General features: G+C 49.7%; 11 protein-coding genes. 3 read left to right on the forward strand and 8 right to left on the reverse strand.

All coding sequences use genetic code 11. From position 1 onward, the window contains the following. Positions 1-34 precede the first annotated feature (34 nt). The 4 genes from QUB68_RS08625 to QUB68_RS08640 all read right to left on the reverse strand — a co-directional run bounded on the left by QUB68_RS08625 (position 35) and on the right by QUB68_RS08640 (position 6,777). Positions 35-3,127 carry a methyl-accepting chemotaxis protein gene (locus QUB68_RS08625; protein WP_332991316.1) on the reverse strand — a complete coding sequence of 1,031 codons (3,093 nt, stop codon included), beginning with the start codon at positions 3,125-3,127 and terminating at the stop codon, positions 35-37. 144 nt (positions 3,128-3,271) lie between these two features. Continuing rightward, positions 3,272-3,805, reverse strand: coding sequence for a chemotaxis protein CheW (locus QUB68_RS08630; protein WP_332991931.1), 534 nt, complete (start codon positions 3,803-3,805; stop codon positions 3,272-3,274). 1,499 nt (positions 3,806-5,304) lie between these two features. Continuing rightward, positions 5,305-6,537 carry a response regulator gene (locus tag QUB68_RS08635; RefSeq protein WP_332991319.1) on the reverse strand — a complete coding sequence of 411 codons (1,233 nt, stop codon included), beginning with the start codon at positions 6,535-6,537 and terminating at the stop codon, positions 5,305-5,307. 84 nt (positions 6,538-6,621) lie between these two features. Continuing rightward, positions 6,622-6,777 (reverse strand): hypothetical protein, encoded by a 156-nt coding sequence (locus QUB68_RS08640; RefSeq protein WP_332991321.1) that lies wholly within the window; start codon positions 6,775-6,777, stop codon positions 6,622-6,624. 370 nt (positions 6,778-7,147) lie between these two features. Here QUB68_RS08640 and hmpF point away from each other — a divergent pair, with 370 nt between their 5' ends. Continuing rightward, complete coding sequence (hmpF, locus tag QUB68_RS08645) at positions 7,148-8,896, forward strand: pilus motility taxis protein HmpF (protein WP_332991324.1); 1,749 nt, start codon at positions 7,148-7,150, stop codon at positions 8,894-8,896. 7 nt (positions 8,897-8,903) lie between these two features. Here the strand turns inward: hmpF and tilS are convergent, their stop codons facing one another. The 3 genes from tilS to ccsB form a co-directional block, all read right to left on the reverse strand. After that, the gene (gene tilS / locus QUB68_RS08650) at positions 8,904-10,085 is read right to left on the reverse strand and encodes a tRNA lysidine(34) synthetase TilS (RefSeq protein ID WP_332991326.1); all 1,182 of its coding nucleotides are present in this window, start codon (positions 10,083-10,085) and stop codon (positions 8,904-8,906) included. 199 nt (positions 10,086-10,284) lie between these two features. Continuing rightward, positions 10,285-10,725, reverse strand: coding sequence for a KGK domain-containing protein (locus QUB68_RS08655; protein ID WP_332991328.1), 441 nt, complete (start codon positions 10,723-10,725; stop codon positions 10,285-10,287). 404 nt (positions 10,726-11,129) lie between these two features. Continuing rightward, positions 11,130-12,200, reverse strand: a complete 1,071-nt coding sequence (gene ccsB / locus QUB68_RS08660; RefSeq protein WP_332991329.1) for a c-type cytochrome biogenesis protein CcsB — start codon at positions 12,198-12,200, stop codon at positions 11,130-11,132. A 659-nt stretch (positions 12,201-12,859) separates the two neighbouring features. Between ccsB and QUB68_RS08665 the strand changes: the two genes are divergently transcribed. Continuing rightward, a complete protein-coding gene (locus QUB68_RS08665) occupies positions 12,860-13,768 on the forward strand; it encodes an Rpn family recombination-promoting nuclease/putative transposase (RefSeq protein WP_332991331.1) in 909 nt (302 codons plus the stop codon). 144 nt (positions 13,769-13,912) lie between these two features. Then, a complete protein-coding gene (locus QUB68_RS08670; protein ID WP_332991333.1) occupies positions 13,913-14,047 on the forward strand; it encodes a hypothetical protein in 135 nt (44 codons plus the stop codon). A gap of 11 nt (positions 14,048-14,058) precedes the next feature. Here the strand turns inward: QUB68_RS08670 and QUB68_RS08675 are convergent. Beyond that, a partial coding sequence (locus QUB68_RS08675) for a CHAT domain-containing protein (RefSeq protein WP_332991334.1) occupies positions 14,059-15,949 on the reverse strand: 1,891 nt, incomplete at its 5' end.

Below are 15,949 nucleotides of genomic sequence, written 5' to 3' on the forward strand. Positions count from 1 at the left end.
TAAATCAGCAAGTAAAAAAACATTAAACAATCAATTATTGTCTTTCTGCTGTTTCTACTCGGAACCTTTCTACCGATGTCAAAAGGTCGCGAGCAACACCTACCAAATTTTGCAAAGCACCAGAAACTCGCTGCGCTTCTTGGGACGTTTCCTGAGCAGTTAGCTCGACTGCTTGCATCACCGAGGCGACCGAGCGAGCTGTTTCATTCTGTTCTACAGTGTCCGCCGTAATCGATCGCACTAACACGTCAATTCGATTAGTCACTTGAATGATATCTTCAAGCGATCGCTTCGCCTGTTCTGCCAATCTTGTACCCTCAATGACCTGCTGCGTCCCTTCTTCCATCGCCGTCATTACCGCGCCGGTTTCGCTTTGAATTTGCATCACGATCTGTTCGATTTCTTTCAAAGATTTCGCCGATCGATCTGCCAATTGTCGAACCTCATCCGCCACGATCGCAAAACCCCGGCCAGCTTCCCCAGCCCTCGCCGCCTCAATACTAGCGTTGAGAGCCAACAAATTAGTCCGAGAGGCGATCGTCGCAATCAGAGCCACAATCTTAGAAATTTCTTGAGAAGCTTCCGCCAACCGCTTGACTTTTCTCGTGGTTTCTGCTACCGTTTCTCGAATTTCCAAAATCCCGGCCACCGTCCGCTCCACAGCCTCGCCCCCTTTCAGAGCCGTTGCCGCAGCGCCCCGCGCCACTTCTTCCGCCTCCCTAGCACTCTCTGCGACCCGCTGAATCGCATCGGTCAGCACTTGCACCGAATTCAGCGTCGCCGCCAGTTCCTCAGCCTGCCGCAGCGCGTCAGAAGACAAATCGCCCGCAAACTTGGCACTATCCGTAGCGCCTTTGCTGACCTCCCGAGCCGCCTGCTTCACCTGATGGACGATTTCGCGCAAATTTTGAATCGTCAAGTTAAACGAGTCAGCCACAGCACCCAAAACGTCTGCTGTCACTTCCGCCGTCACCGTCAAGTCGCCCCGAGCCGCTCCTTCCACGTCATCTAGCAAGCGAATCACTTGGCGCTGCAAATCTTCTTTTGCCTGTTCCTGCTCGTCAGACTTGCGCCTGGTATCGCTAATCGTAGTTTGGATCACCTTCGCCATGTGGTTGAATTTAGCAGCCATTTTGCCAAATTCATCTTCCGAGTAAATCGTAGCGCGAGCGTCCAAAGTTCCTTGAGATACGGCATCGAACTGAGCTTGCAAATTGTCCGAAGACTTGCGAACCTGCTTGGCGATCAACTGACCGATGCCCCAAGAAGTTAAAAAGCTCGTAACGCCAGCGGCTGCGGTCATTACCCAGCCTGTTTGGCGCAGGTAAACGATCGCCTCCGGCTTGTTTTGCCGCAGAGCTTGATAAGAGGCAATATTAGTCACAAAAGCCACAGCTACCAGAGAAACCAGTCCCGCCCCGATCGCCGTATACAACTGTTTGGTAAACAAAGGGGCATTTTCCAAGAAAGCCAGTCCCCCCTGTTCCACAGTCACCGAAGTATCGAGCGCTTCTGTTTCTGTCGGCGCAAAAGTCGGCACCGACGAATCAGCCGGGCCGGAAATGCTAAATATCTCGTCATCCCGAATTGCCGAGCCGTCGCTGTTGTCAAAGTCCAGGCTGCTGCCGGTCGTCCCCATCATGCCGCTGGTCGAATTGCCGAAATTGGTGTTACCTCTAGTCAGGATCGAACTGCTGGCATCTTCTGAGATGTCAAAATCCGGCAAATTGCCCAAATCGTCAAACTCGTCAAATTCGTCCAAAAAGTCGCTGTGTTCTCGAGCATTCCCAGTAGTTTTTGGCGACCAGTCGCTGCTGTTCTTGCCCGCCGCCCCAAAAGCCGTCGCTTGCTCGTTTTCGTCGATCGAGAAAGAATCGCTGAAAGCGTCATCATCAAAAGCGTCCAACTCGAAGCTGTCCATCGAGCCAAATGCCGGAGGCTCCGAGTCGCCGTAACCATTGCTGTTAGCGTTTGAGCTATCGACCGAATTAAATTGTCCCCGGCTCGACCTTTGACTTTGAGAGTTGGGAACAGCACCTCCCATCAGCAGCGTTTCGTCTTCCGCCAGCGAATAATTTGACGAGTAGTCCGAGTCAGCTTCCGTCTTCTTGTTTTGAGGTCGAGAAGACCCGAAACCCGACGAAAGCGGCTGTGCAAACGGGTCGGCCTCTGGGGCCTCTGGTGCGTTCTTGCCGCGAGCAGCGCCAGTCTGGGGCGGCGTTTGGTAGTCATAATCCGAGTTCCCGTCGAGTTGATCTGGCAAATTTAGCGGTGCAAAAGGTTCGCCAAAATTGTCCGACGGCCCGGTGGGAGAGTCAAATTGGTTCGAGTCGAAGGAATTCTCGATTTCTGCTGCGGCATAATTTTGACCGTTGAGCATTTGAGTCGGAGCTTCAGAAAACAAATCTCCTGAGTCTGATGCCCTTGAACCAGACACTTTGCCACCAGACAAGTCAGCAGCATTAAACCCTGCGTCATCTAAGGCAAAAGGATCTCCAAAGTCCGAGCCGTCAAATTCATCCATGTCTAGCGGTGAGGAAGATTCAGCATAAGCTGCCATCGCTCCGCTGTCGCTAGCAAAGGGGTTAGAATCCGAAGTTAAATCTTCGACAGAGACCGCGCGCGACTCGTCTTCTGGCTCCCACTCCAACCCGCTCATGCCCAAGTCTGCCAAGTCCTCGTTTTCCCGATCCTTTGGCGATCGACTTTTCACCGACTGCGATGGGGAATTTCCACCGAAAAGTCCCACATCCGGGTCTTCTAATCCTTGATCGAGAGATAAGTCTGGGTAGAATTCCAATTCTGTTTCAGCAGACAAAGCCTCGAAACTTTCTGTATGCAGTTCGCCGGATAAAAATTGGTCTGTGTAGCTAATTCCGCTGTGAGCGTGTTCGACCAAACTCGGGTCGTCGCTCAGGCCTAGCACAACCGTGTACTGTTCCCGCGCCACCTCGTACTGTTGCAGTCCGTAACAGTAGATGTGTCCGCACAGCAGGCGAGCGCTGGGGTCTTCGGGAAAATCTTCTACTAATTGATAAACTAGGGCCGCGGCTTCTGAATAGTTGCCATCCATGTAAGCCGCTTCTGCCCGTTGGTAGTCCTGCTGAAAGTTGGTACTTGTTGCCATTTTCCGCCCTCTTTAGATTTTAGATTTTAGATTTTAGATTTTAGATTTTTATCTTGAATGTGTTTAGATGCGCGCCTCAAGTCATGTGACTGTTAATGGTTAGACCCCAATCGCAAATCGCAAATCGCAAATCTAAAATCGATTTCACGCTGCCCACCGCGCAGAGCGCAGAATTTTCACTTGATCTAGCAGTCGGAGCACTTTGTCAGCTTCTGCACCTAACATCCATTCTCCCCTCAGAAATGGAATCATGCCGTCTGGTGCATTGTTCCCAGAGTGCAGTTGCTCTACGTCGAGCCAGTCCATCCCCACAATTCGATCGACCGCTAGCCCCAAAATCGTATCTTGGTCTTCCACAGCCACGATCGGGATTTCGGGCCTGTCTGTGTTCAGAGGTGTTTGGTCTCCCAGAAATTGACCGAGGTCTGCCACCCAAATCACTCGTCCCCTCATGTTTAGCGTACCTAAAAGCAAAGAGGAAACGTTAGGGATGGGTGTCATGCGGTCTGGGGACGGCGATAGTACCTCTCTAATCCCTGTCGCCGGCAGTGCGAACTCGTTCCCCGAAGGAACGTAGAACCGCAGGTGCAGCTCGCCTTCGGGAGTTTCTAGTTCTTGGAATTCTGGAGCGTGATCTACACCTTGTCCTGGTAATATAAAGTCTGGGCTGCCACTAATCATAAATTCTGACACTGCTTTTTTTCTAGCAAATTGTTGACCTTTCGGGCCTCTGAATATCCCGAGCGAAACTTCGACGGTCGAAACTTAACACAGCCAAGCTTGACACAGCCAAGGGGTGAATGGCACGACTGCCAAGGATTACTTGGCAATAGAGCTCCGTCAATAATTCACGGTGCCATCAATAATTCACGCTTCAAGTGCTGACAAATTGGCTCAACTTGACTGCAAACCATGAATTTGGAACCGCGAAGCTTGACTTTGTACTACCACCGCCGTCTAAATTGGTAAAAATTGCGGGCAATTTCTGCGATGAATGCTAATCCGAGTACCGGTTTAGCCACGGGTTGTTGACATTGCTGGTGTCGCTACTAAAGGAACTTCCGTCAGTTAAGACTCTCGACTGCACTCTCCGACTCTTTGTACAGAAATGCCTAGCAATCACTAGCTCTGCGCATCAGTTTTGGCGAGTAGCTGCAAGTGGAGAACAAGTATATTATATTTGCACTTTGAGCGTGTTATCCCGGCTTGGGTCGAGAAATTGAACAGAGTTTTATCGGCGCCCTCATCAGGGCGCGCGGATTTATACATTCTAGTTTATGGTGCGATCGCCCCAAAGCCTAAGCTTATACCATTTGAGATTGAATATCAGAGGTTAATAATTGGGAATGACTTACTGCATAAGGGTTTGGAGTTTCCCTACAGTTCATTCTTTTTTGAAAATTGTATTCTATCTATGACGAGAGAGACGCCCTTGGCGTCCGGAGGTACAAAAAAGCTCCAATCATGGCACCGATGCGGAATTTATCCATAAAAAGCGGGATGCGGAAAACTCAGACTATGAAATTGATGACCTGTAAGCGGCACAGAGGGCTTGACTCCCCGTGTCTTCTGTGAATCCGATCGAACACATATAGCAGTGGACAGTTGACAGTGGACAGTTGACAGTTGCAGAATCAGGAAATCAAACCGTTTAGGCTATGGGTTAGGAGGCTCTATTCATGAGGTTATTTATGTCCTCACCGATGTGGCGGTTGCTATATACCAATTCTCAATAATCCTGCAATATTAGCTAGGGCCGATAAAATGTAATCCCATCCGGTTCAAGATGAAGAGTGTTTCTGTTGAAAATTTTACCCGAAAAACGCAACTTTTTGTTTAAAAATCTCTAAACTTTCACGGTTTACCCAACTCAATTGTTTTTTTATAGCAACCGCCACATCGGTGAGGACATAAATAACCGGAATGAATAGAGCCGATACCCGTACTGCATCAATGATTTGATTCCGGTTATGCAACCCTTCGACTTGCTTCGGCTACGCTCAGCACAAGTCGCTCAGGACAAGCTGTCAACTGTCCACTGTCAACTGTCAACTGCTATATCTACTGCCATAGCATCTCCTAAATTAAGGGGAGAAACGACCGCTAATCCTGACACTAACAAAGTGGATTCGTTGAGCAAATAATTTCAGTCTATGAAAGAACCCAGAGAGCCAATTTTATTCTAATTCGTCTTCTAGCGATCGGCTTAATAATCTTTCGGATAGATTCGCCCGAGGGTAGCCCGCGCCCACATATTTTTCTACCAGCATTAATAACTCGCTTTCGCCAAAAGGTTTGGTGTAGAAGTCTGTAGCTCCGGCCATCCGGGCTTTAACGCGATCGATAAATCCGTCGATCCCTGTTAGCATGACGATCGGCGTTTGCCGGAAAGCGCTAGAATTGCGGAGCATGGCGCAAACTTCGTAGCCGTCGAGTTCTGGCATGGCGATATCGCACAGAATTAAATCAGGTTTGAGTTGAAAAACCAAACTCAGGGCTTGGAGGGGGTTGCCGATGGCAGTAGCTTCGTAACCGTGTTCGTTTAAAATTGACTCGACTGTTTTGCGAATAATATTGTCGTCGTCAATGCAGACAACTCTCTTGACCTTGGTTTCGGGAGACGACCATTCTTTTTTGTGGTTGGCCGGGGCAACAGAGGACTCATAAAATAGTTGCACCAATCCCTGCTGCACGAAGGGGTAAATCGCCTTAGCGACACTAAGCACGTCTCGGTTGAGGTAGCGCGCCATTTGGCGGATAGAAGTGCGGCCGTCGGCCCAGCGTTTGAGAGTATTAAAGGTATTGACCGGCAGCGCTGCTCGCAGCTTGGGGGGGTCTGAAATTACCGGGCATTGGTTGGGCGACTGAATGTGAGGGTGAAACTGCTTCCACTGCTGCACCTGTTTGACAATCTTCGCCAGCAGCGAGCTAATTTCTAAGCTGGTGAGTTGAGGAGCCAAAGCTGACCCCATTTCAAAAGTGAATGAACCCTGGTGGAGACTGAGCAAGTCAAACAGGGTTTCGTGGATCATGCTGTGGATGATGTTGCGCCCTTGAGCTGGGGTAAGGATGTGGTTTTCTAGCAGGGCCCACAGGTAGCCGTATTCTGGGGCATTGGTAGATGCCATATAGGGAACTTGGATTTTGTCCAGGGCGGTATCTGCTTTGTAGCGGCGCAGGTAGTCGCGCAAGCGAAACAAACTGCCCGCGCTCTGGGTAGCGTAAATAATTTGACCGTTGAAGCAGAAGACATACCAGGATTGTCCTGCAAGGGAGCGCTGGGTAGGTTGAGTACCCGTGGTGCTGCCCGTGAAGCTGAAGGCTTCTACGAACAGTTCTCCGGTGCGCTGACCTAACTCAATTAATTGCAGGATGCTGCGGATGTCAATTTCACTCAAATTTCCCTGCATGCAGCTAAAGTATCCTCTTTAAAACCGTTGGCGTCTGAGCTCGGAAAGACTGTGTGCTGGCCCAAAGATTGACTTGAGTTTCTGTCAATAATTTAGGCGCTTATGCCGATGATCGCACAATTGGGAATTGACGAAAGGGCGATTTTCTCTTTGTAAGTCGGCTACGCTACCAGTCCACAAGCTGAAACCTCGAAACTCTGACTGCCGATCGACTTTTTTGCTCACTTGTGGCTCAGTCACAGGCTCGCGTTATTCCCCTATTCTAAAGCAGCGCGGTTCAAATCCCTAATCCGCCTGCCGATGGTGGTCGGTTGGGGTCGGGAGCGCTGATGGGAGCGATCGACCCGCAACTAAAGCCTGCTACAATCAATAGAAAGTTTTTGACAGACTCACCTTTTTCGGCTTGGGGCGATCGGCTGTCCCCGCAGTTTTGCTAGTCTTGAATCAAGCGGCATTGATACTGCTCTTCCATTCGTCCAGAAAACTGGCGGCGGCAGTGCTTTCTGGACGCTCTCCCGTGAGGTAGTGCTGTGCGTGAGCGCTGTGCGCGAGTGGGAAAAGATGCTATCCCGAAATAGGGCAAACGACACCTTCATAGAGGACTATTAGTGTGCTGTATCTAGCAGAAGTACAAAAACAGAGAAGCGGCTTTGGTCTCGGTGGCGGTAAGGCTGAACTGAAACTGCTAGCTTGTCAGCGGGGCGAACACAATTGGAGCGCCGTACCAGGCGATGACGCGATTCCTGTTGAGGAAGCTAATAAGTTTAACGACGGCACGCTGGTGCTGGTGGAATTGAGTGCTAGCAAGCAAGTGCAGCGGATTCAGGAGGCTGCCCGCCAGTTGGTGAGCATTCTGCAAAATTTCTCGCGCTTGCAGGACAAGTTTAAGGATAAGGAAGAGGAAATCGAACAGTGGAAGGCTTCTCTGACGTTTTCGAGTCAGGAACTCAATCGCCGGGAAATGGAAATGCAAGCCCGCGAAGAGCAGTTGGCTGAAATGGAAGAGGAGTTGGAGCGGCTGGAGGCTCAGCGCTCGGAAATTGAAAATACTCGCGATGAGGCTAACCGACTGCGGGATGAGGTCGCAAGCAGCCGGGTGGAAATGGAGACGGCTTGGGAACAGTTGCGGGGCGAGCAGCAGCAGGTGGTGCAGCAGCAGTCTCAGGTTCCGCAGGGGGCGGTGGTCGATGAGCAGCAGGCACGCCGGATTCAGGAGTTGATGAACAAGCTGGGGGGGGCAATTTCTTCGGCGCGTGAGGTTCGGGAACAACTGAATCAGTCTTTTGGTGTTGTTGGGGCTCAGCAGGCAATTCTGGACTTGCACTGGCAGCAGTTGGAGCAAAAACACAGCATGGCCGGGCAGCAGCAGGAAGAGGTCGATCGACAAAATCAAAGCCTCCAAAACCGCTGGCAGGAGTGGTATCAATCTCAAGATACTTTGGCGCAAGCTCGGGCAGACCTGAAAGGTCAGCAAAGTACCCTCAGTGCTAAGCAGGAGCAGTCTCAGTCGGTGTCTTTGCAGGTGCGGGCTGTTGAGGATTTGTACCAGCAACTTTCTAGGCTCGCATCTGCTTCGGGTGCGGTCGGCTCAGAGCAGGTGGTAGATGTGTCTGCTCTGGAGAAGATGTCGGTTGAGGAGTTGCAGGGGCTGGTGCAACATTTGCAACAGGATTTGGAAAAGGTGTTCCGGTTTGTTAACGATCAAGAGGAGGAGTTGACTCTCCAGCGGGAGACAATCGAGGAGCTGCAAGCGAAGATTGAAGCTGCTAGCGAGTACGATCGCATGGCTTTGGAAAATGAAATGACAGATGAACTCGAAAGTTATCAGATGTTGAATGAAACTCTGGTGGGACAGCGCCTCCGCTTGCAGGAACGGGAGGATGTTTTGAAGCAGCATCAGGCGGTGCTGTGGCGCCGCTTGGGTACTGCTAATGCTCCAAAACCAGAAGGAGGAAATATTGATTTGGGGCCGATCGTTGCACAGCTAAATTCTGGGCGCCAGCAGCAAAGCCAAGAATTGCAAAGGCTGGAAAATGAAATTCAGCAGGTGCGGGAATCATTATCTCAAATTGAGGCAAATGTCAACCGCCTTCAGGGGGAAAGTGAATCGAAACGCTACGAACTCAAGCAGTTGGAGCAAAATTTGTTCAACCAGAAAGGTGCAGTGGCGGAACTCTGGGGCCGGGTGAATGTTTATCAAGAAATGTTGCAGCCGGTGCAGGATAATTTGAAGGGGCTGCGCCAAAAGTTGGAAGCGGCGGCGGGGGAACTCGATCGCGTGCAGCAGACTGGAGAGCAGCAAGATCGGGTACTTTCTGATTTACGGCAAGCTCTTTCGGGTTTGATGGATCTTCCTTAACCTAAAATTAAATGTTGATCGCGATCCAAGGGTGTTCCACTCGGGCGATGGCTCCTCCTGGAAATGGATCGGTTTGCGATCGGTTGGGCGCTACGATTAAGCTGGTGAGTTTTTCTACGCTGTCAAAGCTGGGTGCTGAGGGCAATATTTGTTGCAGTACCTGTCGCATTGCCCGCCGCTGCAAGGCTAAGGGTGCTGCTCGTAAAATCGGGCGATTTAACTTGACGGGCAGTTGAATTTTTACCTGCGGGCTGTCTTCAATTGGAGAGATTGCTTGCTGTAGCAAGTCGCTGGCTGCAAGTTCGAGATATTCTACGTCGGCGCGGAGGAGTTCGGCTGTTTGGGCGAGGGCTGTCGATGCTCTTGGGTTGAAATGAGTTTCTAAATAAGGCAATAATTGCGATCGAATGCGGTTGCGGGCATATTTGAGGTCTTGATTTGTGGAATCTTCCCAAATTGGTAGTTTTTGCTGTTGACAAAATTGACCTGTTTGCGATCGGGTTATTTCCAGCAACGGACGAACTAAATAGATTTTAGATTTTAGATTTTGGATTTTCGATTGGGGATTTTCATCGAGATTATCCGATGGAAAATCGTCAGATATTTGGGAGTTGGAATTTTCCTCAGAATCCCTCAATCTAAAATCTAAAATCGGCAATCTAAAATCGGCAAGGGGGCGTGTCCAGGTGAGGGCGGAAAGTCCGTCAGCGCCGCTACCGCGAATTAGGTTGTAGAGGAGTGTTTCGGCGCGATCGCTGGCTGTGTGGCCTGTGACAATGTATGGGTAGTTGTGGGCGATCGTCTTCGTTGATGAGCCTCGCGTAGGGGCGGGCTTCGCTAACGCAATTTCGGTTAAAGCTTGATATCGCCACTGTCTGGCGGCTGCTTCGGTTTTGGGGATGTCGGAGGCTGTTTGCAAATAATAGGATATTCCCCAATTTTTAGCTAAATTTTCTACATGATTGGCATTAGATTGGGAATCAGAACGCCAGCGGTGATCGCAGTGGGCGATCGCTAGATTCCAGCCCCATTTTGGCTGCAAATCTAGCAGTAATTTGACCAAACACAGAGAATCTTGTCCGCCGGATACTGCTACTAACAATCGCTGATTTGAGGGCAAAATTTGTCGTTGCAGCAGTGTCCGGTGCAGTTGAGCGTGCAGGTGCGTCCAATGGTCAGATTCAGGCATTACAGTTGTCAGTTGACAGTTGACAGTTGGCAGTTGGCAGTTGGCAGTTGACAGTTGACAGTTGACAGTTGTTAGGAAATCTGTGGGGAGTGGGCAGTTGACAGTTGTAGGAAGGCAGTGCAGTTTTAAGCTCCTCAACTCAAAACTCTCAACTTAAAACTTAAAAATCTTCCCCTTCCCATCTCCCATAAGTAGCAGCTTAGCTCCACATTCCTCGACTGTGAGGGTTGCTGTCTGGATACCTAGAATTAGGAAAATTATTACTTATTTGTGTTGAGTCGCTGACAGTCGTTTGCTCGTTTATATCAGTTTGCTTGAAGCTCTCTTCGCCGTAGTTTGTGGCGTCGGTATCTGAGGTTTCTGGGGCGGCGGGAAGGGCTTTTTGTTCTTTGACCTCAGGTGCGATGGGGCAGAACTCCAAACGCATCCTAAGTTTGCCTTTTGTCCAGTCTTTGCCGGCACTTAAAACCTCGCAATCCATGCCGTCTGAGAATAAGTTTTGTTCTTGCAATTTTGACTGCATCACAGTCATAAATTCGCTGGCTTTGAATGTACATTGATACATCAAAGCGCTGGCTGGAGCAGACAAAACATCGTCTTCTTTGAGAAATATTTGCGACTCGTCCATATCAATTGTCATTTTAATGAAGGAAGAAGGAAGAGGGAAGAAGGAAGAAGGAAGAGGGAAGAAGGAAGAGGGAAGAAAGTTTTACAGTCTCGGTGGTTGAGTAAGCTAGGAATTGGATTGGTGTCAACTTAACGTCAAACGTAGTATCGATCGGCTGTTTTACTATTAGGATCTGATCCCCCCTAGCCCCCCTTAAGAAGGGGGGGACAGGAGCATTCTCTTGCGTCAACCCCAACTCCCCTTTTTTAGGGGGATGCGAGGGGGATCGAGACTCGGCTGTAAACGAGAGATACAAATAGTTTTAGGGTTGAGTTGACACTAATATTGGGCATTACCAACTCTCTTTACCGGAGATGATATTAATCCCTATGCTTAGATTTATGCTGTTATTCTGTGGCTGATTGGTAGCTCTAAAATTAGAAAAACCAACCGTAGGAATGTAAACCTTTGCCTAACAAATTAACGCCTAGATAGCAAATCCAAACTACCACAAAACCTGTGGCGGCTAAAATTGCTGGGCGTCTTCCTTGCCAGCCGCGAGTGATGCGGGCGTGCAGGTAGGCAGCAAATACCAACCAAGTAATCAGCGCCCAAGTTTCTTTCGGGTCCCAACTCCAGTACGAGCCCCAAGCTTCGTTAGCCCAAACGGCACCGGCAATAATCCCAACTGTGAGTAAGGGGAATCCTAAACCGATGATGCGATAGCTAATGTTATCAAGAGTTTCTGCTAGATTCAAGCGCTGGGGCGAGAGAAGTTCTGCGGTTTGAGTTGGGGCGGTTGATGCGGTTTGAACGGTTGCTAATTCGAGCACTGCGGTGCTGCCTGAACCGTTATTGTTGGGGTTGAAAGATGGTTCGCTGAAAGCTAATGCGCTGTCGCCGACTATTTCGAGGGTTGGAGATTCGGGGTTTTGAGCGCGTTGGATGCGGTAGTTGCCGTTGCGGTTGCCGTTGGTGCCGAAGGAACTACCTGTGAGTTCGATTTTTTGGCCGCGGGTGACGATTAAAAATGCGATCGCCAGCAATGCTCCTACCATTAAAGTTGAGTAACTGAGCATCATGACGCTAACGTGCATCATCAGCCAGTTGGATTTGAGGGCGGGTACTAGGGGCTCTGCCGATTGCATGGTGTCGGGCAGAGTCAGGGCTGCAAAGGCGGATATTGCCATTGCTACGGGGGATGTGGCTACTCCTACTAGGCGGGAACGGCTCATGTTTTCCGCGACTAGGTGGATGGCGGTGATTCCCCAAACTAGGAAAAATAGGGATTCGTAGAGGTTGCTGAGTGGGAAGTAGCCGGCTTCTATCCACCGAGAACCGAGTAAGGCGGCGATGGAGAGGTTGGCGACGGCCATTCCTGCGCTTCCTAGGGCTGATAGGTAGGGAATGCCGGGGAATGCTGCGCCAACCCAGTAAATGAGCATTGTTGAGAACAAGATGGCGAAGGAGATGTTGTCCAGCCAGTTCTGGAGTACGACCAGATCCATAAAATTTACCCTCGTAGGTTTTTACTTATTTTTGCTAACTATCTCGATCGTACTGGGCTTCGGGAGTTTTGGGTTTGGGATTTTGAATTTTTGTGGCAATTCTGAGTTTTTGGCGGTTGTTGAGGTGCGGGGGGGCGATCGCCCGGACGCATCAAACAAGCTACTATTGACCCACCAGACGAGTGTGATCCCGTCAAGTCACGCTTGTTGATTCTGGCTGACGGCTTGAGGTTGGACGAGTTGAAAGTAAGGAAACACGGAATTCTGACGGGCGAAATTCGATCGCCAATTAACAAAATTAGGACTTACGCACGGGGGGCCAGAAACCGGGTTTTTTTAGGAAAATCCTTCGTTCGTACTCAAAGATTAAGTAAAAAACCCGGTTTCTTGGTCGGGAGTGCGTCTAGGACTGAAAATATAGGATGTTTTTTGATCTGGGGCTATCTGGAATCCTTTAGAATTGATTGAGCAGATTACCCACTTGCTGTTTTTGCAACCAGCAAAAAAACGGGTATCGTGCCACGTACAATCGTTGTGGATACTCCCCAAATTTTAGACCAAAGCTCAACCTCCCAGATTTATCAAGGCGAGTCAAATCTAAAATCTAAAATCGACTGACGGTTGGATGAGTTGCATAGGCTAGAGGAGATGTTGAGTTAATGCGTCGAGATTCAATATTTTACAAGTTATTTCAAGAAGCTCCGACGCTGCTGTTTGAGCTATTGGAAGAGTCACCATCGAATGCGGAACAATATCGATTTGACTCGGTTGCTGTGAAGGAACCGAAGTTTGAAATTGATGGGGTGTTTTTGCCGCCGGATGCTGAGCCGGGAGTTGTCTATTTCTGTGAGGTGCAGTTTCAGCGGGATGAATTGCTTTATGAGCGATTGTTTGGTGAGTCGTTTTTGTATTTTTATCGCAACCGTCAGCGCTTTACAGATTGGGAAGCGGTGGTAATTTATCCTACACGATCGACTGAACAATCAGAAACGTATCCCTATCGATCGCTCTTGAACAGCAATCAGGTGCATCTGGTATATTTGGATGAGTTGGGTGCGATCGAACAGTTGCCGCTGGGGGTGGCGCTGATGGCGTTGACGACTATCGACGAAGCGAGTACGCCTGAAGCGGCGCGATTGTTGCTGGCGCGATCGCAGCGGGAGGAGTCGGAAGCAGCTAGTCGGGCCATAATAGAGATGCTGACGACGATACTGGTTTACAAGTTTACAAATTTGAACCGAAGGGAGGCAGAGGCGATGTTAGGGATTACGCTTGAGGAAACGCGGTTTTATCGGGAAGCTAAGGAAGAAGGCCGTGAACAAGGCATCGAACAAGGCATCGAACAAGGCCGCGCACAAGGCCGCGCACAAGAAGGAAGAGCCTTGATTTTACGTCAGTTAAATCGCCGTCTGTTAAATCGGCGAGTTGGAACTTTGCCGGAATCTATCACGACTAGAATTGCTGATTTGTCGATCGAGCAAATTGAAACTCTAGCAGAGGAATTGTTGGATTTTCAGTCGATCGAGGATTTGGAGGTTTGGTTGGAAAATTTGCCGCAGGAAGATTGAGGCGATGTTAGGGATTACGTTTGAGGAGGCGATCGCACCATTTACGCGAACAAATACCTCAAACGCACTCCCCCTCGGATGACCTGGTTCTGGGGCGGTATGAAAGTGCATCCGCTGTAATGGCAATAGCGAATTGCCTTGCTGATGGCAGCACTGATTAACTTAAAATGGAATGGACATTATAAAATAGGCAATTATCAGTACCCCTCCCTTGATACTTGCTCTCCCACAATTTACCAAAAGTCGATCGCCCGCACAGTCAAACAATCGCTTAACTAAAACAAATCTGATTACCAAGGATTACCAATCATTCTAAAAGCAGACCAATAATAAGGATGAGAAAAATTCCGAGTCGCCGTGTTTGCCAATTCCGGAGGTAGCGGCACATTACCAACAGAAGTCCGCAACATCCCCCCTTCAATGCGCACCTCTTGGCGCAACATCGCTAATTGAGCTTGCCGCAAGGCGTCAGCCTTAATCGGAGCAGTTTTCAACTGGCCGTAAAACTCCGCCATCAATCCCAAACTGCCCTCGTCACTGACATACCAAAGAGTCGCCATAGCTGATTTAACCCCGGCTTGCACGGCTAAACCGCCAAAACCCAACTCCGCCTGTCGATCGCCCACAGCAGTCTTGCAGGCACTCAAAACCAACAGTTCAACCTGCGGGCTGTGCCATCCCATTTGGCGCAACTGATTCAAACGCAATTTAGTATCCCACAACTGAATAAAGGATTGGCTGGGATCTCCCGATCGAAATTCGGCGTGAGTAGCCAAGTGAATTATCCCAAAAGGTTGCTGCTGGCGCTGCGATCGCAAATTTGCCAGAGTGAAAGCTTGGTTCAAGAAAGACTTCCCGGGCCACTCCTGCGGGGTGATTGTCGATACTTCTATTTCCACCGCAGGTAAAGGACTCATATCTGGAAATTGCGACGCCCCCATGGCTAGAACTTGGGTATTTTTGAAATTGGCGGCGCTGGTATCTGTCAAACTCAGACTCGGCATCGAGCCGACGCTGTAACGCTCTATCAGAAAGCCTTTGCCGTCGTGCAGGGCGGCCATCGGGATCGATCGCAACCCCAGATCCGAGATAAAAGATAAATTCTGAATGCCTTTGGCTTGCAGCTCTGCTTCCAGCGGCGCTACCATCCACTGGTAGAGCTGCTGAGCCAAGGGCAAATAACTTGTAGTATTGCGCTTTACCGGATTAGTCAGTTCGTTGCGAAATTTCCGAACAGCTTCCATTACCTGGGCGCGAGAGGTTCCAGAGATGCGCAGGCGAACGGGCACGCCTTCGGGGGTAATTACCATCAATTCGAGTTCGTCAGAGGTTTGAATTTGCTGTTCTACGCGCAACAGGGGCGAACTGTTGTAAGGCCGATCGACTGTAGAACCTTTGGGTGCAAAACTCATATAAACGAGAGCTGGTTTGATGCCTGTGGCTTGTTGGACGCTGCGAAGGGTATTTTGAGCATCTTCTAGGGTGGCGATCGTATTTGTGGCTGGCAAATTTAGGTAATCGGCAAACTCGCTGGTAAATCTGTCCTCTACGGGAAAAATAACGGTGCTGAGGTTGGGTGGCAACTTGGAAGCCTCAATATTCGGAGACGCGGGAGGTGAATTGCGCTGTTGCAAGGAATTAGATATCTGGTTTTGCTGTTGCAAGCTGGCGGAAAATAAAGGATTTGTGCTGGGCTGTCCGCTGGCGGAGAGTGCGGGAGCGATTTCCGGTGTCGGTATCGGTGCGAGATTTATTGGTGCGGCAGCAGGCACAATTTGAGTAATTGTCGGTGCGATCGGCAAATTTGACACTACTGGCGCGGGATTTTGAGTAATTGTCGGTGCGATCGGCAAATTTGATACTGGCGTTGGATTTTGAGTAATTGTCGGTGCGATCGGCAAATTTGACACTACTGGCGCGGGATTTTCCACGATTGTCGGTGCGATCGACAAATTTGACACTACTGGCGCGGGATTTTGCACGATTGTCGGTGCGATCGACAAATTTGACACTACTGGCGCGGGATTTTCCACGATTGTCGGTGCGATCTGCAAATTTGATACTGGCGCGGGATTTTGGACGATTGTCGGTGCGATCGGCAAATTTGATACTGGCGCGGGATTTTGGACGATTGTCGGTGCGATCTGCAAATTTGACACCGGCGCTGGATTTTGCACGATT

The organism is Microcoleus sp. A006_D1 (genome assembly GCF_036702805.1).
Taxonomy (GTDB): domain Bacteria; phylum Cyanobacteriota; class Cyanobacteriia; order Cyanobacteriales; family Microcoleaceae; genus Microcoleus.

Coding starts and splice junctions, on each gene's coding strand:
- QUB68_RS08635 (WP_332991319.1), bottom strand. CDS start 6,537: ATGCAGGGAAATTTGAGTGAAATTGACATCCGCAGCATCCTGCAATTA.
- QUB68_RS08665 (WP_332991331.1), top strand. CDS start 12,860: ATGCGTCGAGATTCAATATTTTACAAGTTATTTCAAGAAGCTCCGACG.
- QUB68_RS08625 (WP_332991316.1), bottom strand. CDS start 3,127: ATGGCAACAAGTACCAACTTTCAGCAGGACTACCAACGGGCAGAAGCG.
- tilS (WP_332991326.1), bottom strand. CDS start 10,085: ATGCCTGAATCTGACCATTGGACGCACCTGCACGCTCAACTGCACCGG.
- QUB68_RS08655 (WP_332991328.1), bottom strand. CDS start 10,725: ATGACAATTGATATGGACGAGTCGCAAATATTTCTCAAAGAAGACGAT.
- ccsB (WP_332991329.1), bottom strand. CDS start 12,200: ATGGATCTGGTCGTACTCCAGAACTGGCTGGACAACATCTCCTTCGCC.
- QUB68_RS08670 (WP_332991333.1), top strand. CDS start 13,913: ATGGCAGCACTGATTAACTTAAAATGGAATGGACATTATAAAATAGGC.